Below are 21,284 nucleotides of genomic sequence, written 5' to 3'. Positions count from 1 at the left end.
TTAACTTAATATTGAGGTACTGTGCGCTTTATTTGTGAGTAAAGCGCACGTCAAATAACTGTTTCACCTAGCCAAATATTTATTTCTATAATGTAAATATGCCTTCTTAAAGACTCTAACTAAAGGGTTACCATACTTGCCATCTAACCAAGGTGGTTCGACGATTGATCTTGCCCTTTTACTAGACAACGGTTGCCAATAATACTTGCTCGGGAAAAAGTAATGATTTACTTGAGAAAGTCGAGTCAGACTTTTGTTTTGATGCGGACTACCACCATGAATTAAGTTAGCCGCCCAAATGATTATTTCACCTTTCTTTAAGACCCCCAGTTTTTTGGGATAACGATTGTTTTCAATTAATGATTCTACATAATCTTCATATTTAGGGTAATCATCTCTATTTCCTCTTAGGCCTATGTCTGGCATATTAAATTCCGCTAACAAATGACTGCCAGGGTAATAGATCAAAGGGCCTTGTTTTTCATTTATATCTTCAAGTGCTATCCAGACTCCACACATACGGCCAAATGGCTGAGTATTAAAGTGAATACTATCTGAGTGGGCTTTTTGTTCTGTCCCTTTCAAAAAGTTTAGTGTTTGAAATGGCCTTGGTTTCATGCCATAGAGTTCACTAAGTACCTGAATAATTGTGTTATTCAATGCTAGGGACTCAATGTTCTTGCTGGACTTCCAACCGTTAAACAAACGGTTATCTTTATCACCGGCTTCATATAGTGCTAAGAAGTCATTTCTAGCAGAATCTATAAGCTCAACAGGAAGTTCCAAATCTAGCTGTAGGAACCCATCCCGTTCAAAACTTTGCCTATGTAAATCAGTTATCATCGAAACTTCCTTGCATTAAGTCTTATGAAGGTAACTTCAATTATTTTTGTTGTGCCAAAACGGAATAATCCATTTCGCCTAAAATACCAACTAGCTTTATTAATGGTAACCCTATTAAAGTATTAGGATCGTCACCAGCTAGTTTTTCAAATAAACAAATACCTAATGCTTCGCTCTTGAAGCTTCCTGCGCATTTATAAGGTTTTTCCGCAAAAAGATATTGATTAATCATTTCTAACGTTAGTGTTTTAAATACCACGTCAAAGGGTTCAACAAGTGTCTTTGTTAAGCCACTATTAGTATCAATCACTGTTAAGCCGGTTAAAAAGGTCACAGTATTACCTGAAAACTTACTTAATTGCTTAACGGCGTTTTCGTGAGTATGTGGCTTACCAAGTATTTCACCATCAAAAACGGCGACCTGGTCTGAGCCAATGACTATAGAGTTAGAATGTCGTTCAGACACGGCTTGTGCTTTTAATAAAGCGAGTCTTGCAACTAGTTTATCAGGCGTTTCGTTTTGAAGAGGGGTTTCGTCGACTTCAGGCTTGTCAGTTTTAAAGGATATATTTAATTTTTCTAATAAGGCCTTTCTAAATGGTGAAGTTGAGCCTAAAATGATGGTTCGATTTTCGCGATTAGTCATAATGATTCTTTTTTAATCTATTTAACGATGATAAAAGGAATATACGCTATTTTACATGGCTAATTTCTATTTTTTAAGGGAATAAGGTCATTTTCTTTTGACTCTCAGTTTCCTTCACTATAATATGCGCGCCCTATGCAAACGGTAAAAATTCCTCTCTCGATCGAGCCAGCGAAAGCTGCGTTAAAACGTATGACCTATGACGGTATTATCGTCAAGGGAAATCTGTCACGTCTAAATGAAGTGGCTGAAGTATTAACAGATCACGTGAACGTATCTATTGAATGTGGAGTTGATCCACAGGATTTGGTTGTGATTCAGGGCACGGCGACAGCTAGTTTAGAACTAACTTGTCAACGTTGTGGCAAAGGACTGAAGGCAGAGGTAACAGCTGACTTCGTTTATACGCCTATACGTAACGCGGCTAAGGAAAGTGAAGATCCAATACCGGAAGCATATGATGAAATTGAACTAGACGAATATGGCTCTATTAGCCTTGTTCATTTGGTTGAAGACGAATTAATGTTGGCGCTGCCTATTGTAGCAATGCATGAACCAAAAGATTGTGAACTTGGTAACAAGAATATGAGCTTTGGTGAGTTAGCGCCAGAAGCGACGGTGCAGGAAAAACCTAATCCGTTTGAAGTATTAAAAAAACTTAAAACTTAGGAGACGGCAATGGCGGTTCAAAAAGTAAGAAATCCCGAGCTAGACGTGGCATGCGTCGTTCACATGATGCATTAACAATCGAAAACTTGTCTGTAGATCAAACGACTGGTGAAACTCACCGTCGTCACCACATGACAGCTGACGGCTATTATAAAGGTCGTAAAATTAAGTAAGGCCTAGCCTAGACTTAATATGCGTGATATCCACATCGCGCTTGATATGATGGGGGGCGATTATGGCCCCCGATCTACTATTCCTGCAGCGATCAAAGCTGTAGCTGATTTCCCATATCTGCACCTTTACCTTTGTGGTCACTCACAAAGTATTCATACTGCTTTAAATAAAAACAATGCATTAGGTCACCCTCGATTAACCGTTGTTCATGCCGAACAAGTTGTTAACCAAGATGAGCGTCCAGATCTTGCTCTACGTAGAAAACCGCATTCGTCTATGCGAAAAGCACTCGAGTTAGTGAAAGACAAGCAAGCTGATGCGTGTGTTTCCGCCGGTAATACCGGAGCGCTATTAGCCATTGCTCGATATGTATTAAAAACCTTACCTTCAATAAAACGACCTGCACTAATTAGCGCTTTGCCAACTTATGAAGACGACAAAGTCTTATTACTAGACTTAGGTGCCAATATTCACCACTGCTCCGATACCTTGTTTCAGTTTGCCGTAATGGGCGCTGTGATGGCAAAAGAAGTTGAAGGTATAGAAAACCCCCGTATTGCACTGCTTAATGTAGGTGAAGAAGACATTAAGGGAGCGGAGCATCTAAAACGCACAGCAGATAAATTAATGCAGTGTGAGCATATCAACTATATAGGATTTGCAGAAGGCAACGATATATTTGCCGGAAAAGCCGATGTTATTGTGTGTGACGGTTTTGTAGGAAACGTTGCGCTTAAAACAATAGAAGGCGTTGCGAAGCTTATTATCTCTAAGTTGCGAGCAATGAGCGAAACCTCATTTTTCAGCAAAATCATGATTGGCATACTCATGCCAGGTATAAGAAAACTCTTTTCAAAGATGAACCCCGACCACTATAACGGTGCGAGTCTGGTAGGATTGCGCGGAATTGTTGTCAAAAGTCACGGCAATGCTTCTTCAAAAGCCTTTTACAGTGCTATAAAAGAAGCGATAACAGAAGCTCAGCGCCAGGTTCCGGAAAAAATAAAGGACAAAGTTGAGGTCATGTTAAACGCTGTTGACTAAATGAATTAGTCTTAAAGGCAAACAGAGAGGTTGCATGTTTTCAAAAATTATCGGTACTGGTAGTTATTTCCCGCCGCAAATTCGTTCTAATAAAGATTTAGAAAAAATGGTTGAGACTACGGACGATTGGATTACCGAACGTACAGGTATCAAAGAGCGCCGTATCATGGACGAAAATGACACTGTTTCTAGTATGTCCACTAAAGCTGCTAAAAAAGCATTGGAAATGGCGGGTATTGATGCCTCAGAAATTGACTTGGTCATTGTCGGAACGACTAGCCATGCGCGCGCATTCCCTTCAGCAGGCTGTGAAGTTCAAAGAGATTTAGGAATACCTTCAGGTGTACCCGCTTTTGATGTCGCAGCAGCATGCTCAGGTTTTTGTTATGCTCTGAGCATTGGCGATACCTTCATAAAAGCTGGCACAGCTAAAAAGGCACTTATTATCGGTGCCGACTGCTTAAGTCACTTAATGAATCCAACTGACCGTAAAACCATTGTTTTATTTGGTGATGGTGCTGGTGCGGTAATTATAGAAGCTACCGAAACGCCAGGGATCTTATCAACACATATTCATGCCGACGGCAATGCGTCAGAGTTGCTGAAAGCGGAAATGCCAACTCGTGGCAACGAAGAGTCAGTACACGACGCTTGGGGACATATGGAAGGTAACCAAGTATTTAAGGTCGCAGTCACAAAGTTATCAGAAGTTGTTGAAACGACATTAAAACTGAATAACGCTGAAAAGTCTGACATTGATTGGTTAATTCCACATCAGGCGAACATGCGAATTATTTCTGCCGTAGCTAAAAAATTAGATATGAGTATGGATCAAGTCGTTATTAACCTAGATAAGTATGGCAATACGTCAGCAGCTACCGTTCCAACTGCGCTTGACGAAGCCATTAGAGATGGCAGAATTCAACGAGGTCAAACTTTATTATTAAATGCATTTGGCGCTGGTTTTACTTGGGCCTCAGCGTTAATTAAGTACTAAAAAAACACATATAAGAGACAAATTCACAATGACAAAAGCAATAGTATTTCCTGGCCAGGGTTCTCAGGCCGTAGGCATGTTAGCCGAATTATATGAAACATCTGAGGTTGTAAGGGATTCGTTTAACGAAGCATCAAGCGCACTTGGTTATGATATGTGGGCTGTAGTTTCTAAAGATGAAAATGAGCAATTAAATCAAACTGAATTTACTCAACCTGCGTTATTAACTAGCTCAGTAGCTATATGGCGTGATTATGTTGCTAAAGGTGGGGAACTTCCTGCCTACTTAGCGGGTCATAGCCTTGGTGAATACTCAGCGTTAGTATGTGCAGAAGTATTAACACTAGCAGAAGCCGTAATATTAGTTCAAAAACGTGGTCAATATATGCAACAAGCAGTGCCCGCGGGTACAGGAGCAATGGCTGCTATTATCGGTTTGGAAGATGAACTGGTAAGTAAAGCTTGTACTGATGCTGCTAATGGTGACGTTGTTGCGCCTGTTAATTTTAATTCTCCAGGCCAAATTGTTATAGCCGGTGAAAAAGCGGCGGTTGAACGTGCCATGGTATTAGCAAAAGAGTTAGGTGCAAAAAGAGCATTACCTTTGCCAGTCTCTGTACCTTCGCACTGTGCGCTGATGAAGCCTGCTGCAGATAAGCTAGCAATAGATTTACAGCAACTTGATTTTAATACGCCTGTAATACCGGTTATAAATAATGTTGATGTAGCCGCGCCAACAAGCGCTGACGAAATTAAGCAAGCTTTGGTAAAACAGTTATACAGCCCAGTTAGATGGACTGAAACAATTCAGCAAGTTCATACTAATGGCGTTACAGATGTGTATGAATTTGGACCTGGCAAAGTATTAACTGGGTTAGGCAAAAGAATTGTAAAAGAAATTAATTATAAAGTTGCGAATGATACAGCAACAGTAGCCGCACTAGTTGCGGGAGAATAAAAGGAAAAGAAATGTCTTTATTTAGTTTAGAAGGCAAGGTTGTGCTTGTAACCGGCGCATCGCGCGGTATTGGTAAGGCAGTAGCGGAAACGTTAGTGTCACAAGGTGCTAAAGTGGCAGGTACGGCAACTTCTGAAAGTGGTGCATCAAATATTTCTGAATATTTAGGTGAAAACGGCAAGGGTTATGCGCTTAATGTGACAAACCCTGACTCAATTAAAGAAACGTTAGAAGCAATTAAGGCTGACTTTGGTGACGTTGACGTACTAGTTAATAATGCGGGTATTACTCGTGATAATTTATTAATGCGTATGAAAGACGATGAGTGGGCCGACATTATCGATACAAACTTAACGTCAATATTTAGGTTAAGTAAGGCAGTAATGCGTCCTATGATGAAAAAGCGCCATGGCCGTATTATCAATATCGGCTCGGTTGTGGGCACTATGGGGAACGCTGGACAAGCAAACTATGCCGCAGCTAAAGCTGGTGTTATTGGTTTTTCTAAATCGTTAGCGAAGGAAATTGCTTCTCGTGGCATTACAGTAAATGTCGTAGCGCCAGGTTTTATTGATACTGACATGACTAAAGCGTTAGACGACGCTCAAAGAAAAGCGATTTCAGATCAAGTGCCAGCAGAGCGCTTAGGCGACCCAAAAGAGATTGCAGCGACAGTTGCTTTTTTAGCCAGTAATGAGGCAGGATATATTTCAGGCGAAACGATTCACGTAAATGGCGGCATGTATATGGTATAAACGTCGATCTTGTAGCCAAGTTGACGTTAACTTACACGAATTTCTCTATGAGGTTCGACCACCGCCAGATATTAAATAATAACTTGAACACGTCGAAGAGTGTATTTACACTACGACACATTAAAAAATTACTTAAAAAGAAAAAAGGAAAATAACATGAGCATAGAAGATCGCGTAGCTAAGATCGTAGTAGAGCAACTAGGCGTTAAAGAAGAAGAAGTAAAATCTGAATCTTCTTTCGTAGATGATCTTGGTGCAGATTCTCTTGACACTGTTGAATTAGTAATGGCACTTGAAGAAGAATTTGATACTGAAATTCCTGACGAAGAAGCTGAAAAAATCACAACAGTTCAATCAGCAATTGATTACATCAAAGCTCACGCTGAATAAGAATAGTTTGTAGAAAGAAGGGCAGCCTAAGCTGCCTTTTTTTTTATCAAAAAAATGAAAATTTAGTACCGTAATAAAAGCTTTCGGAGAGTACAAGTGACAAAGCGCAGAGTAGTAGTGACAGGGATGGGAATGTTATCGCCAGTCGGAAATGATGTTGATAGCACGTGGAAAAATTTGTTAGCAGGCAAAAGTGGTGCGGAGTTCATCACTCATTTTGATACTGAGCAGTTTGGTACCAAGTTTGCGGCTATGGTCAAAGATATTGACCTTTCAGAGTATATCCCTCGCAAAGACGCAAAAAAAATGGACCTGTTTATTCAATACGGCGTAGTAGCGGCAATCCAAGCGATAAAAAACTCTGGCATTGAAATAACTGACGACAATGCTCATCGTATTGGCGCTGCGATAGGTTCAGGTATTGGCGGCTTAGGTCTTATAGAAGAAAACCACTCAAAACTTGTTCACAATGGCCCAAGAAAGTTATCACCGTTTTTCGTACCTTCTACCATCATTAATATGATTGCTGGGCAGCTGTCTATTATGTACGGCCTCAAAGGTCCAAACATCTCAATTACCACTGCATGTACATCAGGCGTGCATAATATTGGCCACGCAGCGCGAATGATTGCGTATGGTGATGCTGACGTTATGGTGGCCGGTGGTGCTGAAAAGGCTTCCACTGAGCTAGGTATCGGTGGTTTTGGTGCTGCACGAGCGTTATCAACACGAAATGAAGACCCAACTAAAGCAAGCAGACCTTGGGATAAAGAGCGAGATGGATTTTTACTAGGTGATGGTGCAGGCATGATGGTTCTTGAAGACTATGATCATGCAGTAGCTCGAGGCGCAACCATCTATTCAGAGCTTGTTGGTTTTGGAATGAGTGGCGATGCTTACCATATGACATCACCTCCAGAAGACGGCAACGGTGCAGCACGCGCAATGCAAAATGCATTAGATGACGCAGGGATTAAAGCCGCCCAGGTGGGTTATATCAATGCGCACGGTACTTCTACTCCAGCCGGTGACAAAGCTGAAACTCAAGCTGTTAAAACTGTTTTTGGAGAATCTGCACACTCTGTACTCGTTTCTTCATCTAAGTCTATGATAGGCCACTTACTAGGCGCAGCTGGCGCAGTAGAGTCTATTATTACTGTTATGAGTTTAATTGACCAAAAAGTTCACCCGACCATTAATTTAGATAACCCAGACGAAGGTTGTGATTTAGATTATGTTGCTGATGGTGAAAGAGCCGTAGAGATGGATTATGCACTTTGTAACTCATTTGGTTTTGGTGGCACAAATGGAACGCTAATATTCAAAAAAGTATAGATTTGCACTAGTAGCAGGTGAATTTACACCAAAAATTTGATACAAAAGCTCAATGATTCTATTGGGCTTTTTTTATGATATTTAGTAGCTACGACAATAACTTGTCACCTATCGACCTTGAAGCTGAGTGGCAGCAACAAAGAAGCTTTTTATTTGGTGACGGCCACTTTACAACGGCCAAGGTTGAGCAGGGCAAGGTGGTCTGGTTACCTGAGCACATAAACAGGCTAAAGTTTGCCAATGAGAAGCTTAAGTTTGCGCCTATAAATTGGAACGCACTTTTTGATGTTGTTGAGTCAAAAGCACGAGGGATTGTCGACGGCATAATAAAAGTTCAAATAAGCAGAGGGAAGAGTGTCCGCGGCTATCAAATATCGGAAGAAATGCGACCTAGTGTATTTATATTTGAATTGACGCAGAAAATGCCTGCTGTTCGTGACTTAAAGCAACCTATTGAATTACAATTATTGGCAACCCAATTAGGGCTAAATCCACAATTAGCCGGAATTAAACACTGTAACCGTTTAGAACAAGCGATGATTGCGTGCGAACTTAAAGAACGCAAGTTGAACGATGGACTCGTAACGAACATCAACAGTCATGTAATTGAGTCCTCAAAAGCAAATGTCTTTTGGCATGATGGCACTCATTGGAACACCCCAAGTTTATCTCACAGCGGAATAGATGGAGTTGGCAAAAGCGTGATAGAAAAAAGCTTGCCAATGCTAAAAGTCAGCGATACTGATTATGAAACAATTGCTGAAAAAGCAAAATCAATGTTTCTATGCAATTCCATTACGGGCATAATTCCAGTTGCTAAACTAAATGGTAAAAGCTTAGACATAGCTTATGTAAAGGAATTACATCTAAAGGTATTTAATGAGTAAATCAATCGTACAACTCTCGCTGAAAAAGAGCTTATCAATATTACTATTTATTGTTTTATTGTTCGCGATTGGTGGGGGACTTTATTTAAAGCAAGGCGTTGAGACACCACTGCGCATTAATGAACCTACGTTGTTTAAAGTTGAAAAAGGCGCTTCCGTTAACGCTGTGTGCCGTCAATTTATGAAGAACGATTGGTTAAGCGAGTGTTTAACGTTAAAAGTCAGCAGTAAATTAAACGCTGTTTCTAGTCAAATTCAATCAGGAACCTATCAGCTTCAACCAGAGCAAACGCTTAAGTCTGCAATTGCTCTATTTGTTAGCGGAAAAACACACCAGTTTCCTTTCACTATTATTGATGGTGAAAATATTTATCAAGTACTGGATAAAGTTTCAAAATCACCGTATTTAATAGACGATGTAAATGACAAGAGTTTTATAGAATTATCTAAGGCGTTGAATTTAAGAGCTGATACACCAGAAGGATATTTAGCGCCGGATACTTATTTTGTTGAAGCTGAAACGTCAGCGACAGCGGTTCTTCTTCGTGCGGTAGAAAAACAAAAAATACGTTTAGAAAAAGTATGGTCGGAAAGACAGCCTTCTAGGCTGAAAACGCCTTATGAATTGCTAAAATTAGCGTCAATAGTGGAAAAAGAGTCAGCCTTAGCAAGCGAGCGAAATACGATAGCGTCGGTATTTTTTAATCGATTAGATGAAAAGATGAGGTTACAAACGGATCCAACAATAATTTATGGGATCTGGAAAGAATATAAAGGTGATATAAAACGCGTTCATATAAAGCAAAAAACACCTTATAATACCTATAGAATAAACGGCTTGCCTCCAACACCCATAGCCAACCCTAGCTTGGGATCTTTATTAGCCGTGGCACACCCAGAGAGCACTGATTACTTTTATTTTGTTGCATCAGGTGATGGAGGTCATGTTTTTAGCAAAACACTAGCTGAGCACAATAAAGCGCTTCGAGCATACCTAGCAAAACAAAAGGCAAAACAAAAAGCCGAGCAAGAAACCAATGCACCTAGCCAAAATAGATAGAACATAGGAAATAAATGAAAACTGGTAAATTTATCGTTGTTGAAGGCCTCGAAGGCGCAGGTAAATCAACAGCGATGTCACAAATACAGCAAATACTTTCTGAACAAGGGATTAGTTTTATAACCACTCGTGAGCCCGGCGGCACACCGCTAGCTGAGAAAATGAGAGAGATTGTAAAAGCAGAAACCGAAGAACATCTGACGGCAGAAGCCGAGCTGTTACTTATGTATGCAAGTCGTATTCAGCTGATTGATAACGTTATTAAACCAGCGCTGGCTGAAGGTAAATGGGTTGTTGGAGACAGACATGATATGTCTTCGTTAGCCTACCAAGGAGGTGGTAGACAGTTACCAGATTCTTTGTTGTTACCCATAAGAAATGCGGTTTTAAAAGATTTTGCACCAGACTTAACAATATTAATGGACCTCGATCCAAGGGTTGGCCTTTCTAGAGCTGCTGCGCGTGGTGAGCTAGACAGAATTGAACGAATGGATATGGGCTTTTTTGACCGTACTCGAAATGTTTATTTGGAGCTTGCGAATAATAACCCTAAAGTGATCACTATCAATGCAGAAAATGAGTTGGTGCAGGTTCAAAAAGACTTAAGCACAACAATTTCTAATTGGCTTGAGAAGAACAAATAGTGGCTGACTCATTGGTTACTAATTCGTTACAGCAACAATTAGAGCGATTAGCTAAATCGCTGAAACTTGCACATGCCTATGTTATTGAAACAAACGATCGAGAAGCCACTGAAGCGTCATTAACCCCAATTTATCAAAGTTTTTTATGTGACACAGCAACGCCTGATAACTTTACAGCCTGTGGAAAATGTAAAAGCTGTTTACTATATCAAGCTGGATCTCATCCAGACTTTAAGTTGTTAGATGGCCGCACTCAGTCTGTGGGCGTTGATGACATAAGAGCCGTGAGTGACTGGTTAAATAAAACACCGCAGATAGCTAAAAATCAAGTCGTGTCTATTTTAGCGGTTGGTAACATGACAGAAAATGCCGCTAATGCTCTCTTAAAAACATTGGAAGAGCCAACATCAAATAGCTTCCTATTTTTAGTTAATAATGGCGGTGAAAAGCTTTTACCAACAATTAGCAGTCGCTGCCAATTATTAAAGCAGCCTATAAAATTAACTGCGCAATTAAAGCAAGAGTACCCTAACGTGCCAGACTATCTTGTTGGTTATGCAAATGGCAATGAAACACAGATTAAAGCTTGGCAAGATGAAGCAAACCAAGCTCATTACAAGGCGCTTTATGAGCTTTTTGTAGCTTGGCTGAAAAACCAAGTTAGTAATAATCAGTTAAATAATACCATGCAAAAACATGCTGAATTAACACCATTTTTTGTTTATTTAATTGAGCGTCGCTGTAAGCAAATGATATTAAATAATTATTTAAGCAATGCAGAAGCGGCATTGTCGGTTTTATCAAAATTTAATTTTGCTCAAAAAAATATAAAAGGGCAGAATAAGGAACTTGCCTTATCGGCATTCATTCAAAACTTGGAGTCTTGGGTAAAATAATGAATCGACTTACTTCAGAATTAGAAGATACAAAGGAATTGTTTAGATGTTATATGCCTTTTGTTAAAGGTGGTGGGCTTTTTATTAAAACGAACTTGCCAGCAAAAATAGGTGACACAGTAGCGATAACATTGACACTGCCCGATGCGCTAGAACCAGAAATGTTTGAATCTGAAGTTATTTGGGTTACCCCGCAAGGCGCTCAAAATGTGAATCCTCCGGGCGTTGGCGTTCTACTGAATAACACAGAAAATAGACTTCAGGTAAAAATTGAAAAGCTATTAGGCACAATGCTGAATCTACCTGAGCCGACTTACACTATGTAAGAACCACCATTTTTAAAGGACATATAGAGCGTTTAAGAAGGGATTTGCAAAAAATTAAAGTAAAAATATTTTCAAGTTGTGGTTGATCTGAAACACTTCTACCCTTAGTAAGGTATAAGTAGCTAGAAAAACAAGCTGTATAAATTCATATATTTATAAAACAGGAGCAACTATGTCTACACAGTGGAAGTCCATTGCAAAACTGCAACTTAAAGATAAAACACTTAACAGCATTAGCTTTGACAAGCTCGAATCTCAATTTAACCTATCTCGATTACCTTACGCCGCAAAAATTTTACTTGAAAACCTTCTGCGCCATGAAGACCGACCTTTTGTGCAAGAAGACGATATTCTTACCTTAGCTAAATGGGATACTTCTTCTGATCAAGATCAGGAAATATCATTTGTTCCAGCTAGAGTCGTTTTACAAGACTTTACCGGTGTGCCGGCGATTGTAGATTTAGCGGCGATGCGTGACGCTATTTCCTCTTTAGGTGGCGATGCACAAAAAATTAACCCATTTAATCCTGTTGAACTTGTGATCGACCACTCTGTCATGGTGGACCATTTTGCAACGGAAGATGCTCTGAAAAAAAATACAGATATTGAAGTAGAACGAAACAAAGAGCGTTACCAGTTTTTAAAGTGGGGACAGTCTGCGTTTGATAACTTTAAAGTAGTGCCCCCAGGACGCGGTATTGTTCACCAAGTGAATTTAGAATATTTGGCAAGATGTGTATTTGAAGGGGACTTTGACGGTGAAAAGTGGGCTTATCCAGATACATTGGTAGGCACCGATTCACACACCACAATGATTAATGGCCTAGGTGTTTTAGGATGGGGCGTAGGTGGAATTGAAGCCGAAGCTGCCATGCTTGGCCAGCCAGTCACTATGCTCATACCCAAAGTTGTCGGCTTTAAACTTAGCGGTAAACTAAATCCTGGCGTAACGGCGACAGATTTAGTGTTAACAATTACAGAACAGCTTCGCAGCCATGGCGTGGTTGGTAAGTTTGTAGAATTTTATGGTAAAGGTTTATCTCAATTATCGCTGGCTGATAGAGCCACAATTGCGAATATGGCACCTGAGTATGGTGCGACCTGTGGTATATTCCCTTTAGACAAAGAGTCGTTAAATTATTTAAACCTGACTGGTAGAGACAGTGCTGATATAGACCGAGTAGAAGCATATGCTAAACAACTGGGTATTTGGCACGACCATGCAACACCAGAAGCAGAATATCATGAGCAACTTGAGTTTGATTTAGCGAGTGTTGTCCCGAGTATTGCTGGCCCTAAACGCCCGCAGGATAGAATTGCATTAGATGAAGCAGCCACAGCTTATAAAGACTGGTCTGCGCTCAACGGAGCCGATTCTATCGATAAAAAGGCCAAAGTAACTAAAGACGGTAAAGAATTCGATCTTAAAAACGGCTCTGTTGTTATCGCCGCTATTACGAGCTGTACTAATACTTCAAACCCTTCTGTATTAGTTGCAGCCGGCTTATTAGCTAGAAACGCAGCTAAGTTAGGAATTAAGTCTAAACCATGGGTTAAAACCTCACTCGCTCCTGGCTCGCAGGTAGTAACTGAATATTTAGAAAACGCTGGTTTAATGGATGACTTAGAAGCACTAGGTTTTAATTTAGTGGGTTATGGTTGTACAACATGTATCGGTAATTCTGGGCCTTTACCAACGGAAATTGGTGACACCATACGTAAAAATGACTTGTCAGTGACATCAGTATTATCTGGTAACCGGAATTTTGAAGGGCGAATTCACGCCGATATAGCGGCTAATTATTTAGCCTCACCACCACTAGTGGTTGCTTATGCAATAGCAGGTAATATGAATATTGATATTACTAAAGATGCAATTTGCAAAGACGCTGACGGTAATGATATCTACCTGAAAGACTTATGGCCAACTGACAAAGAGATCAAAGAAGTAGTAGAGAAGTCTATATCCCGCTCAATATTTACCGATAAATACTCAGATGTGTTTAATGGTGATGACAGTTGGAATGAGCTTGATGGTGGGTCCCAAAGCATTTATCAATGGCCAGACTCAACCTATATAAAACAGCCACCTTTTTTTACTGACATGTCTAAATCTGCAAAACCGGTAGAACCCATCAGTGATGCTGCATGTTTAGTGAAAGTAGGCGACAGTATCACTACAGATCATATATCCCCAGCTGGTACTATCGCTGATGATAGCCCGGCGGCTAAATACTTAAAAGAGCAAGGGATCACGAATAAAGACTTTAACTCATATGGCTCTCGTAGAGGCAACCATGAGGTTATGATGCGTGGAACGTTTGCCAACGTACGATTACAAAATCAATTGGCACCAGGCACAACAGGGAGCGCAACAACCCACTACCCATCAAACAAACCAATGTCTATTTTTGACGCTGCGATGCTTTATCAGGAAGAACAAGTGGACACAGTTGTTCTTGCCGGCAAAGAATACGGTACAGGCTCTAGTCGAGATTGGGCAGCAAAAGGCCCATCTCTTTTAGGTATAAAAGTGGTGATGGCAGAAAGCTATGAGAGAATTCATAGATCAAACTTAATCGGCATGGGTATTTTGCCTTTGCAGTTTAAGCCAGGCGAAAGCGCCGACGTTCACGGTTTAACGGGTAAAGAACGTTTTGATATTCCCGCGGTAGAAGCGTCCCAAAAAGAGTTAGTAGTTCGTGTTAAAAGTGATAAAGAAACAAAGGAAATTACTTTTGATATCAGAATTGATACGGCGAATGAGTTTGATTACTTTTCTAATGGAGGCATATTATCTTACGTTATTCGGAATATGCTGGGAACACTATCTTAAAAGTCGTACCTACACCAAGCTGACTTTCAACTGAAATCTCAGCGCCATGGTCTTGGAGTATTCCATATGAAATGGATAGTCCAAGGCCAGTTCCTACGCCCACAGGTTTAGTCGTAAAAAATGGAGTAAAAAGTTTCTCTTGGTTTTTTTCGCTGATACCTGAGCCTGTATCGCTAATCGTTAATGTAACTTTGTTTTCAGCGTTAACGGTACTAATAGTAATAGTTCCGCCTTCCTCCATTGCGTGCTTGGCATTGATAAGCATGTTAACGATAACTTGTTCTATTTGACCAAAGTTTGCCTTGATAGTACTTATTTCTGCTAAGTTTTTTACCAGCTCACAATTATATTTAAGCTCATTCCAAACTAATTGTATGGAGTCCTCTATACAATCGTTTAAGCTTATAGGTGTGTAACTTGAAGCATCACTATGAGAGAACGATTTAAGTCCGGCCACAATATCTTGGACCCGTTTTAGTCCACCTTTTGAGGCGGTTAACAAACTATTTACATCAGACATGATAAAATCGACATCTTCTTCTTGCCAAATGTCGGTAATTTCCTTCATTACGCTACTGTCTTTTTCAACCTTAGGAACCTTGTCTAATAAACGATTTAACACCTCAACGTATTCAGTTAGGGTTTCATAGTTACTAATCACAAAACCAATTGGGTTGTTTATTTCATGTGCTACGCCAGCCGCAAGTTGACCAACGGAAGCCATTCGTTCGGATTGAATTAATTGACGTTGCGCATCATCGAGTTTTTTATGCGTTTTTTCTAGCTCTTTAAATCGGTTACCCAGGTTAACTGTAGCCATTTGTCGTTGAACTGCAACGGCCAACATTGATCGTGAAGATTCGACGGACTGTAGTTTTAGAATATCTATTTTGGTGGAATCTGAATAAACAAAACAAGCAAAACCACGATTGTTGTTTATGCTAAATAGCGGTACTAAATAGGCATACTCAAATTTAGTTTTAGCAGGTGAAATTGAATTCATAGGTAATAAAGTACTCTCACCAGCGGAGTCTTCAACTGCCTCTAAAATAGTCTTAAAGTCAAATGCTTGTACTATGTCTCTAATTACTAAAGCATCAATATCATCTTGCTCTAGCACATCAATTCGACTCTTTTGGGCTGCTTTTTGCTGTTCTAACTCCATTACCGATGCTAATTTCCATTCAGCATTCGAATTAGCTTGCTTGAGTTGAAAAAAGATACATTGTGCATTATTCAAAAACTCACTTGCTCGACGCAAATAAACTTGCACCGTTGCATTTACCGAATCTGCATTCCAGATGTCAGCAGATAAGCCAGTTAAAAAAGAAAGCTGTAATTGTTGCAGCTTCGCTTCACTAGCTTGATTTATAAGACTCTGATTTGACTCGTAAATTTCCCTAGATCTTTGTTCTAAGAGTGTTTCAGCCATTTTTCTAGCAGCTTTCTCTCGATCTAACGACTTTTCAAGTGTATCAACCCGCTTTTGTAATTCTTCTGTCATAGTCTGTTAAATGTAGTTCATTGAAAATTGAGCTATAGTTTAAAGATAGTACGTTTTTTAAGAGTTTATTGATTAACTATAGGCCTTTTATGTCAGAAAAGTACAAAATATTAGTTTTAGACGATGAAGTTGAAATTCTTAACTCCTTAAAACGTGTCTTTCGCAAAGATTATGCCGTTGATACGTTTAGTGAGGGTGAAGATGCGCTGGCCGCGTTAGCTGAAACTGACTATGCCATTGTTATATCAGACATGAAAATGCCTGGTATGGATGGTGCTACGTTTTTAGCAAAGGCAAAAGAAGTTGCCCCTGAATCAGTAAGGATCTTGCTGAGCGGCTATGCTGATATGGATAGTACGATTAAAGCGATTAATGAGGGCGACATATTTAACTATGTCTGCAAGCCTTGGAATAACGATAGTCTAAAAGCGCTAATGGCAAATGCTATTAGTCGCTACTCGCTTAAATCCCAAAATAATGAGCTATCTGGAAAGTTAGTGGCGGCGAATACGCAGTTAACAGAAGCAAACCGCCTTCTAGAAGAGAAAGTAGCAGCAAGAACAAAAGAATTGAATCATAAAGCCGCCATGCTGAAACGTTCGACGATAAAACAAAGAAAGTTCTTTAGACAAATCTTAGACATGGTTGGTCTAATTATTGAAGACAGGGCTGGTCATGAAAATGGTCACAGCAAAAGAGTTGCCGCACATAGTAAAGTATTGGCAGAGGAATTAGGGCTAAGTAGAGCAGAAGCAATCAATATTTATTTAACCGGCCTAATGCATGAGGTTGGTAAGGTTGCAATTAGTGACATACTTTTACAAACGGTGGAGTATGAACGTACCACAGAAGAGAATATTGCCTTTAAGAGTCATGCAGTGGAAGGTGCCAAAATTTTGAGTAAGTTGCCAAACTTACGAGAAGTAGCGGAAAATATTAGACATCAATATGAAAATTATGATGGCTCAGGTTATCCGGATAATCTTAAAAAAGAGGAAATCCCATTCGGGTCAAGACTATTGAAGGTCGTTAGTGACTATGACTACTTATTACTAGGCCATAAAGATGGGAATAAGCTTTCGCCAGACAGAGCTGCTTTTCAAATAAAAGAGCAGCGGGGCAAATTATATGACTACAAAATTGCAGATCAGTATCTAGACTTGCTGACTCGTATTCCTGACATTGAAGAGCTTGATGCGGACTATTGTGTCGCTACTAATCGCCTAGAGCCTGGGATGATTGTATCAGATGACGTCAAAAACAAAACTGGCGGAATAATGTTGACTAAAGATACAACACTAACGGAAGCGGCTATAGCGAAACTCGTAAATTATGAAAAAGACAACGACTGTTTTGTTACTGTTTTTATTTACTAATTTCCGATTTAACTCTGCGTTTTGTGAGGTTGTTTGCCGCCTCTTTAAGCAATGAAATATCCACAGAATCATTTACTTTTTTGTTAGTGGAGTAGGCTGTATTGCTAATTAACTGACCTTTTTTAAACAACAGTGCATTGTCTTTACTTACAAAGTAAAAGTGATCATTAGAAAAGTTGGTGGTGATGTGTTGTATATCTACCTTGGACAATGGTACGTCTATTAAGTTTGTTTCAACGTATTTGGGGCAAGATAGAGTATTACTAATATAACTCGCAATTATGTTTTGCGGACTAAATGCCATGTCTGGTAATTTGTCGAAACCAATTAATAATGCTGTCGTTCGGTAAAAAACGTTAGTGTTACTAGCGTCATGAAAAACATAAATACGCTTGTTTGTTAAGTCTGAATAAGTTGAATCAGAGTTGAAATCAGTGCTAGTGAGTTCTACGGAAACTTTGCTTTGTTTCAAGTGAGTATTCACCGCAAGATCAACCGTACTTGACTGATATAATCCTGGTAGCCCACTTGTGAAGTTAAATAGTAGTGTTTTTAAATCGCTTGGAATACTGAGTTGGTTGGTTCGTTGATAATTAATATTGTTTTCAGTTAACCAACCTTCTACCGATTTCTGGTTTTGACTAGGTAATATGACTATATTGAGTTTAGGTTTATCAGCAATATCGCAACTTACTTCTTGAGTTTTAGAAATAGAGTACAAACTGTTGTTAACCAAAGCTCTGTTGGACTTATAGTCATTGTATTTATCTAAATCTAATAGGTCGTAGCGAGCCAATAACGTTTTAGCAGTCAGTGGGTAGTGTCCTGGGAACATAGAGCCTTGTTTAGCAATGTCTGTATTTAACGTTGCGTCGGCCCAAATATGCATAAAGTGGCTGAAGAAAAAACTTGCCACTAAAGTTCCTGCAACAACATAACGCTTGGAGAACTGCTGTAACCTATGAATTCTTTTCCAAGTGTAATTACTGGCTAAAAACAGATACGCTAAAATAAAAATGAAGACGGCGATTAACATGACAAAGTAGCTATCACCCATTAGGCCAAGGTAAACATCTTCAACTTCACTAAGTTGGTCAATGGAACTTGAACTTAAGTGGTAACCTAGTCCTCGATAAGCTAATACATCTAGGAATAAATACAACTGGAAAAAAGACGCCATGACGGCAGAAACGCCACGTATATGACGCTTATATGGAAATAAAATGATGACGGGAAATATGGTAATTATAAAGCAACTCATTGACAAAAAGCAAAGTGACCCAGCCACGTTGTCAAAAAGTAAAGCCAACCCGAAACAGAGACGGGTAAACTATGCTCGTTAATATAGAAAAATGAAAAGCAAAGCGCTAAAAGCAAATTGGCAAATGTGAACCAGTGTCCCCAAGACAATAAGTTAAAAGGTTGTTCTGTTTCCCATTGATCTTTTAGTTTAATTACCATTTATACTTGTCAGTCCTAAAAAGTACTGTTAGCGCTTAGATGCACTTAAAGAGTTCAACAGGGCATCTGCAAAACTTTTTGCTATTTGTTCTTTTATATCAGGTTTAATATTATCGTCAATAATATTACTAACGGTATTACCTAAAGCAATAAGCGCTAAATCGACAGAAACTTTGTTGTTTTCTACAACATCTAGTAATTGTTCTACTAAATTATTAATCTCATCGTTTGAGTATTTTGATATGATTGGCATAAAGAAATCTTATTAATGGTTCGTGATGCGGATCTTAACACAATAGCGGGCTAGGAAAACATATGTCATTAGCAGTAAATCAATTTTCTATCGCTTTTTACGAAAAGCAGGCTGAAACTGAATTTTCAACAAAGTGGGCAGTAATGGCCGACGAAAGTTTGACCAAGTCTTTAACTTTTGTAGAGCAATTGCATAATATTTATAACGCTAAACCAAGTAAAAGCTACGCGGCATTTTCGGAAGAGAAAAATACAGCGTTTTCACACAGACTGCATAGCTATTTAGGTCAAGAGGTCCCTTTTGATCATCTTTCTAAAGAAGTGCTAAAGATATTTCAAGCTGAACTAGAAAAGTACGAGTTTGAAGAGACAGGTTATTTGCTGCTGATTGATTATGAATATGTGGCAACTCGTTATGTGATGGTTGGTGTAGTAAATTTAACAGACCACTTTTCAGTTGATAATGAATTTGGTATTAAACGTGAACGCCATTTAGATATAAATAAAATTCAACTAGCCGCTCGTATAGACGTGAGTAGTTTATTACACAGTAGTGATGATTTAAAAACTATTTCTTTTATAAAAGGCCGTGCTGGTAGGCAAGTAAATGACTTTTTTATGGACTTGTTAGGTTGCACTGAAACCATTAATGCGAAGTCACAAAGCAAAGAGCTTTTAACGGCGATAGATGACTTTATGTCTGTTGAAACCATGGATCCAAATGAAAAGTCCGAAACACGTGAAAAAGTTTATGAATATTGTAATGAACGTATTGCCAGTGGCGAAGATGCTAGGTTAAGTGAGCTTAATGATACGCTTTCTATTTCTTCCGACAATGAGTTTAAAGACTTTATTAGCCAGCAGGACTATTCATTTGATGACAATGTAACACTTGATAAAAGTACAGTTCGTAAATTGGTAAAATTGTCAGGTAGTGGCCAAGGTGTGTCCGTTTCATTTGACCGAATTTTGTTAGGTGATAGAGTTAATTATAATCCTCAATCAGACGAACTAACTATTAAGGGTGTACCAGCGTCTCTAAAAGCAGTATTACTTAATGAGTTTGGCCTAGAGTAAAAAATGAAAATTAAAGAGTCATTAAACCTAAAACGTAAAGTAGAGATTCGAGTTAGAGAGAAGGCGATTAAAAAAGCCGAAACTCGAATCATGCTTGCGGGTAAAACTCCGAGCGATTTTAATGAAGCGCAATTGGAAATTCTTGTAAAAGAAGAAGAAGATAAAATTTATGGCAGCGCAAAGGAGAAGGGCTTGTTAGTGCTGGCTTCTCTATTGGGTTTGTCACTTTGGAGTTAGGTGATGTTTCAACATATTGCTAGATGGACGTTTTTAATTACGGTTTGGAAGAAGTACAAAGGCCAACTGCTCTCAACTTTAGCGTATTTATTTGCACTTTTATTGGTGTCTTTGGTCCATAAAGACTATTTAGATTATGTTGCAACTGCAAATGAAGGCCAAAGTTTTATCGCCAGTTCATTTTTTATAAAGTGGATTGCCTATTTAGCGCTAACGGGTTTCTATATTTATATATTTTCGAGCTTTTCTAAAACCAAAAAGCAAGGGCATCAAAATCTAAGCTTTTTGAAAAAGTTTGCAAAAACCTCTAATAACACGTCAACGACTTTTGATAATGAAGAGTTGAAATCAAAAAAAGGTCCTCACACTAAAAGTAATAATGAAGACCCATTTTCTAATATTCGTAACAAGTCTAAGTTAAGGTCTGAGGCTGACCTTATTATAGATAGTGATGAACAACCTAAAAATTGAGTTTACTAAGTTCTTTTAACTTGCTTATGCGGTCTTTAGTCATATAAATCTCACACTCTTTAGCCATTGATATCGATGAGGATACGTCTGGCAACATAGCTATATATTGCCACTTGCAGGTGGCTTTTTTATATTTATTAAAGTAGCGAATAGAAGATTTATAAAGTAGGAGAGGGTTGTTTCCCGTTTCTTCCTTGTTTAGGTCTCGTAAGATAATCTCTACATTGGTTTCCCAGGTCATCAGTTCCCGTTCAACCTGTACAAACGCTGCATCAAGACACAGCGTATAGTCCATGGGCCTTTTATGTTTTTGTTTACAGTCAGTGATTTCTTTTGAGCTATAAAAGAAGCTTTCCTCTGCTGATACCAGCATTGAAAGGCTAAGCGAGAAACAAAAGATAAATAAACGGATTAACAAACTTACACCTCGGGTACTTTTATTTAAG

At 39.1% G+C, this 21,284-nt stretch carries 22 protein-coding genes and 2 pseudogenes; 18 read left to right on the top strand and 6 right to left on the bottom strand.

Annotated features, from left to right (window positions below):
- Positions 1-63: 63 nt before the first annotated feature.
- Complete coding sequence (locus GNP35_RS05335; RefSeq protein ID WP_155695167.1) at positions 64-843, bottom strand: phytanoyl-CoA dioxygenase family protein; 780 nt, start codon at positions 841-843, stop codon at positions 64-66.
- A 40-nt stretch (positions 844-883) separates the two neighbouring features.
- Positions 884-1,489, bottom strand: a complete 606-nt coding sequence (locus tag GNP35_RS05330) for a Maf family protein (RefSeq protein ID WP_155695166.1) — start codon at positions 1,487-1,489, stop codon at positions 884-886.
- Positions 1,490-1,624: 135 nt separating this feature from the next.
- Here GNP35_RS05330 and yceD point away from each other — a divergent pair, with 135 nt between their 5' ends.
- The 14 genes and pseudogenes from yceD to acnA all read left to right on the top strand — a co-directional run bounded on the left by yceD (position 1,625) and on the right by acnA (position 14,460).
- The gene (gene yceD / locus GNP35_RS05325; RefSeq protein WP_155695165.1) at positions 1,625-2,158 is read left to right on the top strand and encodes a 23S rRNA accumulation protein YceD; all 534 of its coding nucleotides are present in this window, start codon (positions 1,625-1,627) and stop codon (positions 2,156-2,158) included.
- A 20-nt stretch (positions 2,159-2,178) separates the two neighbouring features.
- Positions 2,179-2,331 (top strand): annotated as a pseudogene (gene rpmF, locus GNP35_RS05320) (50S ribosomal protein L32); the annotation flags it as partial.
- 19 nt (positions 2,332-2,350) lie between these two features.
- Complete coding sequence (gene plsX, locus GNP35_RS05315; RefSeq protein ID WP_155695163.1) at positions 2,351-3,376, top strand: phosphate acyltransferase PlsX; 1,026 nt, start codon at positions 2,351-2,353, stop codon at positions 3,374-3,376.
- 34 nt (positions 3,377-3,410) lie between these two features.
- Complete coding sequence (locus GNP35_RS05310) at positions 3,411-4,373, top strand: beta-ketoacyl-ACP synthase III (RefSeq protein WP_155695162.1); 963 nt, start codon at positions 3,411-3,413, stop codon at positions 4,371-4,373.
- A 28-nt stretch (positions 4,374-4,401) separates the two neighbouring features.
- A complete protein-coding gene (gene fabD, locus GNP35_RS05305) occupies positions 4,402-5,331 on the top strand; it encodes an ACP S-malonyltransferase (RefSeq protein ID WP_155695161.1) in 930 nt (309 codons plus the stop codon).
- Between the two features lie 11 nt (positions 5,332-5,342).
- Positions 5,343-6,086, top strand: a complete 744-nt coding sequence (gene fabG / locus GNP35_RS05300; RefSeq protein ID WP_155695160.1) for a 3-oxoacyl-ACP reductase FabG — start codon at positions 5,343-5,345, stop codon at positions 6,084-6,086.
- Positions 6,087-6,242: 156 nt separating this feature from the next.
- Positions 6,243-6,476 carry an acyl carrier protein gene (gene acpP, locus GNP35_RS05295; RefSeq protein WP_155695159.1) on the top strand — a complete coding sequence of 78 codons (234 nt, stop codon included), beginning with the start codon at positions 6,243-6,245 and terminating at the stop codon, positions 6,474-6,476.
- Positions 6,477-6,572: 96 nt separating this feature from the next.
- Entirely contained in the window at positions 6,573-7,811 is a 1,239-nt protein-coding gene (gene fabF / locus GNP35_RS05290) for a beta-ketoacyl-ACP synthase II (protein ID WP_330997721.1), read from the top strand.
- Between the two features lie 74 nt (positions 7,812-7,885).
- Complete coding sequence (pabC, locus tag GNP35_RS05285) at positions 7,886-8,698, top strand: aminodeoxychorismate lyase (RefSeq protein ID WP_155695158.1); 813 nt, start codon at positions 7,886-7,888, stop codon at positions 8,696-8,698.
- Complete coding sequence (gene mltG, locus GNP35_RS05280; protein WP_155695157.1) at positions 8,691-9,758, top strand: endolytic transglycosylase MltG; 1,068 nt, start codon at positions 8,691-8,693, stop codon at positions 9,756-9,758. Before pabC ends, mltG begins: the two co-directional genes overlap by 8 nt.
- Positions 9,759-9,772: 14 nt before the next feature.
- Positions 9,773-10,402: a dTMP kinase gene (gene tmk, locus GNP35_RS05275; protein ID WP_155695156.1), complete on the top strand. Its 630-nt coding sequence runs from the start codon at positions 9,773-9,775 to the stop codon at positions 10,400-10,402.
- Positions 10,402-11,298, top strand: a complete 897-nt coding sequence (locus tag GNP35_RS05270) for a hypothetical protein (RefSeq protein WP_155695155.1) — start codon at positions 10,402-10,404, stop codon at positions 11,296-11,298. Before tmk ends, GNP35_RS05270 begins: the two co-directional genes overlap by 1 nt.
- Positions 11,298-11,624: a PilZ domain-containing protein gene (locus tag GNP35_RS05265; protein ID WP_155695154.1), complete on the top strand. Its 327-nt coding sequence runs from the start codon at positions 11,298-11,300 to the stop codon at positions 11,622-11,624. Before GNP35_RS05270 ends, GNP35_RS05265 begins: the two co-directional genes overlap by 1 nt.
- A gap of 172 nt (positions 11,625-11,796) precedes the next feature.
- Positions 11,797-14,460: an aconitate hydratase AcnA gene (acnA, locus tag GNP35_RS05260; protein ID WP_155695153.1), complete on the top strand. Its 2,664-nt coding sequence runs from the start codon at positions 11,797-11,799 to the stop codon at positions 14,458-14,460.
- Here the strand turns inward: acnA and GNP35_RS15265 are convergent.
- Positions 14,429-15,964: a sensor histidine kinase gene (locus tag GNP35_RS15265; protein ID WP_196492444.1), complete on the bottom strand. Its 1,536-nt coding sequence runs from the start codon at positions 15,962-15,964 to the stop codon at positions 14,429-14,431. The two genes, acnA and GNP35_RS15265, sit on opposite strands and share 32 nt — an antisense overlap.
- 89 nt (positions 15,965-16,053) lie before the next feature.
- Between GNP35_RS15265 and nosR the strand changes: the two genes are divergently transcribed.
- Complete coding sequence (gene nosR, locus GNP35_RS05250; RefSeq protein ID WP_155695152.1) at positions 16,054-17,340, top strand: response regulator c-di-GMP phosphodiesterase, NosR family; 1,287 nt, start codon at positions 16,054-16,056, stop codon at positions 17,338-17,340.
- Here nosR and GNP35_RS05245 read toward each other — a convergent pair.
- Both GNP35_RS05245 and GNP35_RS05235 read right to left on the bottom strand, forming a co-directional pair.
- Positions 17,330-18,801: pseudogene (locus GNP35_RS05245) on the bottom strand (DUF3413 domain-containing protein). The gene nosR and the pseudogene GNP35_RS05245 overlap by 11 nt on opposite strands.
- A 28-nt stretch (positions 18,802-18,829) precedes the next feature.
- The gene (locus tag GNP35_RS05235; protein ID WP_155695149.1) at positions 18,830-19,054 is read right to left on the bottom strand and encodes a YejL family protein; all 225 of its coding nucleotides are present in this window, start codon (positions 19,052-19,054) and stop codon (positions 18,830-18,832) included.
- Between the two features lie 62 nt (positions 19,055-19,116).
- Between GNP35_RS05235 and GNP35_RS05230 the strand changes: the two genes are divergently transcribed.
- From GNP35_RS05230 to GNP35_RS05220, 3 genes are read left to right on the top strand one after another with little or no spacing between them, the layout of a single operon-like run.
- Complete coding sequence (locus GNP35_RS05230) at positions 19,117-20,130, top strand: nucleoid-associated protein (RefSeq protein WP_155695148.1); 1,014 nt, start codon at positions 19,117-19,119, stop codon at positions 20,128-20,130.
- Positions 20,131-20,133: 3 nt separating this feature from the next.
- On the top strand, positions 20,134-20,367 hold the full coding sequence (locus GNP35_RS05225; RefSeq protein WP_155695147.1) for a hypothetical protein: 234 nt from the start codon (positions 20,134-20,136) through the stop codon (positions 20,365-20,367).
- A gap of 3 nt (positions 20,368-20,370) precedes the next feature.
- Complete coding sequence (locus tag GNP35_RS05220; protein WP_155695146.1) at positions 20,371-20,838, top strand: hypothetical protein; 468 nt, start codon at positions 20,371-20,373, stop codon at positions 20,836-20,838.
- Here GNP35_RS05220 and GNP35_RS05215 read toward each other — a convergent pair.
- Positions 20,828-21,256, bottom strand: coding sequence for a lysozyme inhibitor LprI family protein (locus GNP35_RS05215; RefSeq protein WP_155695144.1), 429 nt, complete (start codon positions 21,254-21,256; stop codon positions 20,828-20,830). The genes GNP35_RS05220 and GNP35_RS05215 overlap by 11 nt on opposite strands.
- Between the last annotated feature and the right edge of the window lie 28 nt (positions 21,257-21,284).

The organism is Psychrosphaera haliotis, assembly GCF_009728465.1.
In the GTDB taxonomy this organism is placed as follows: Bacteria; Pseudomonadota; Gammaproteobacteria; order Enterobacterales; family Alteromonadaceae; genus Psychrosphaera; species Psychrosphaera haliotis.
The sequence above is the reverse complement of the archived record's forward strand: the minus strand, read 5'-3'. Positions and strand labels throughout refer to the sequence as shown.

Coding starts and splice junctions, on each gene's coding strand:
- GNP35_RS05335 (WP_155695167.1), bottom strand. CDS start 843: ATGATAACTGATTTACATAGGCAAAGTTTTGAACGGGATGGGTTCCTA.
- GNP35_RS05330 (WP_155695166.1), bottom strand. CDS start 1,489: ATGACTAATCGCGAAAATCGAACCATCATTTTAGGCTCAACTTCACCA.
- yceD (WP_155695165.1), top strand. CDS start 1,625: ATGCAAACGGTAAAAATTCCTCTCTCGATCGAGCCAGCGAAAGCTGCG.
- plsX (WP_155695163.1), top strand. CDS start 2,351: ATGCGTGATATCCACATCGCGCTTGATATGATGGGGGGCGATTATGGC.
- GNP35_RS05310 (WP_155695162.1), top strand. CDS start 3,411: ATGTTTTCAAAAATTATCGGTACTGGTAGTTATTTCCCGCCGCAAATT.
- fabD (WP_155695161.1), top strand. CDS start 4,402: ATGACAAAAGCAATAGTATTTCCTGGCCAGGGTTCTCAGGCCGTAGGC.
- fabG (WP_155695160.1), top strand. CDS start 5,343: ATGTCTTTATTTAGTTTAGAAGGCAAGGTTGTGCTTGTAACCGGCGCA.
- acpP (WP_155695159.1), top strand. CDS start 6,243: ATGAGCATAGAAGATCGCGTAGCTAAGATCGTAGTAGAGCAACTAGGC.
- pabC (WP_155695158.1), top strand. CDS start 7,886: ATGATATTTAGTAGCTACGACAATAACTTGTCACCTATCGACCTTGAA.
- mltG (WP_155695157.1), top strand. CDS start 8,691: ATGAGTAAATCAATCGTACAACTCTCGCTGAAAAAGAGCTTATCAATA.
- tmk (WP_155695156.1), top strand. CDS start 9,773: ATGAAAACTGGTAAATTTATCGTTGTTGAAGGCCTCGAAGGCGCAGGT.
- GNP35_RS05265 (WP_155695154.1), top strand. CDS start 11,298: ATGAATCGACTTACTTCAGAATTAGAAGATACAAAGGAATTGTTTAGA.
- acnA (WP_155695153.1), top strand. CDS start 11,797: ATGTCTACACAGTGGAAGTCCATTGCAAAACTGCAACTTAAAGATAAA.
- GNP35_RS15265 (WP_196492444.1), bottom strand. CDS start 15,964: ATGACAGAAGAATTACAAAAGCGGGTTGATACACTTGAAAAGTCGTTA.
- nosR (WP_155695152.1), top strand. CDS start 16,054: ATGTCAGAAAAGTACAAAATATTAGTTTTAGACGATGAAGTTGAAATT.
- GNP35_RS05235 (WP_155695149.1), bottom strand. CDS start 19,054: ATGCCAATCATATCAAAATACTCAAACGATGAGATTAATAATTTAGTA.
- GNP35_RS05230 (WP_155695148.1), top strand. CDS start 19,117: ATGTCATTAGCAGTAAATCAATTTTCTATCGCTTTTTACGAAAAGCAG.
- GNP35_RS05225 (WP_155695147.1), top strand. CDS start 20,134: ATGAAAATTAAAGAGTCATTAAACCTAAAACGTAAAGTAGAGATTCGA.
- GNP35_RS05220 (WP_155695146.1), top strand. CDS start 20,371: ATGTTTCAACATATTGCTAGATGGACGTTTTTAATTACGGTTTGGAAG.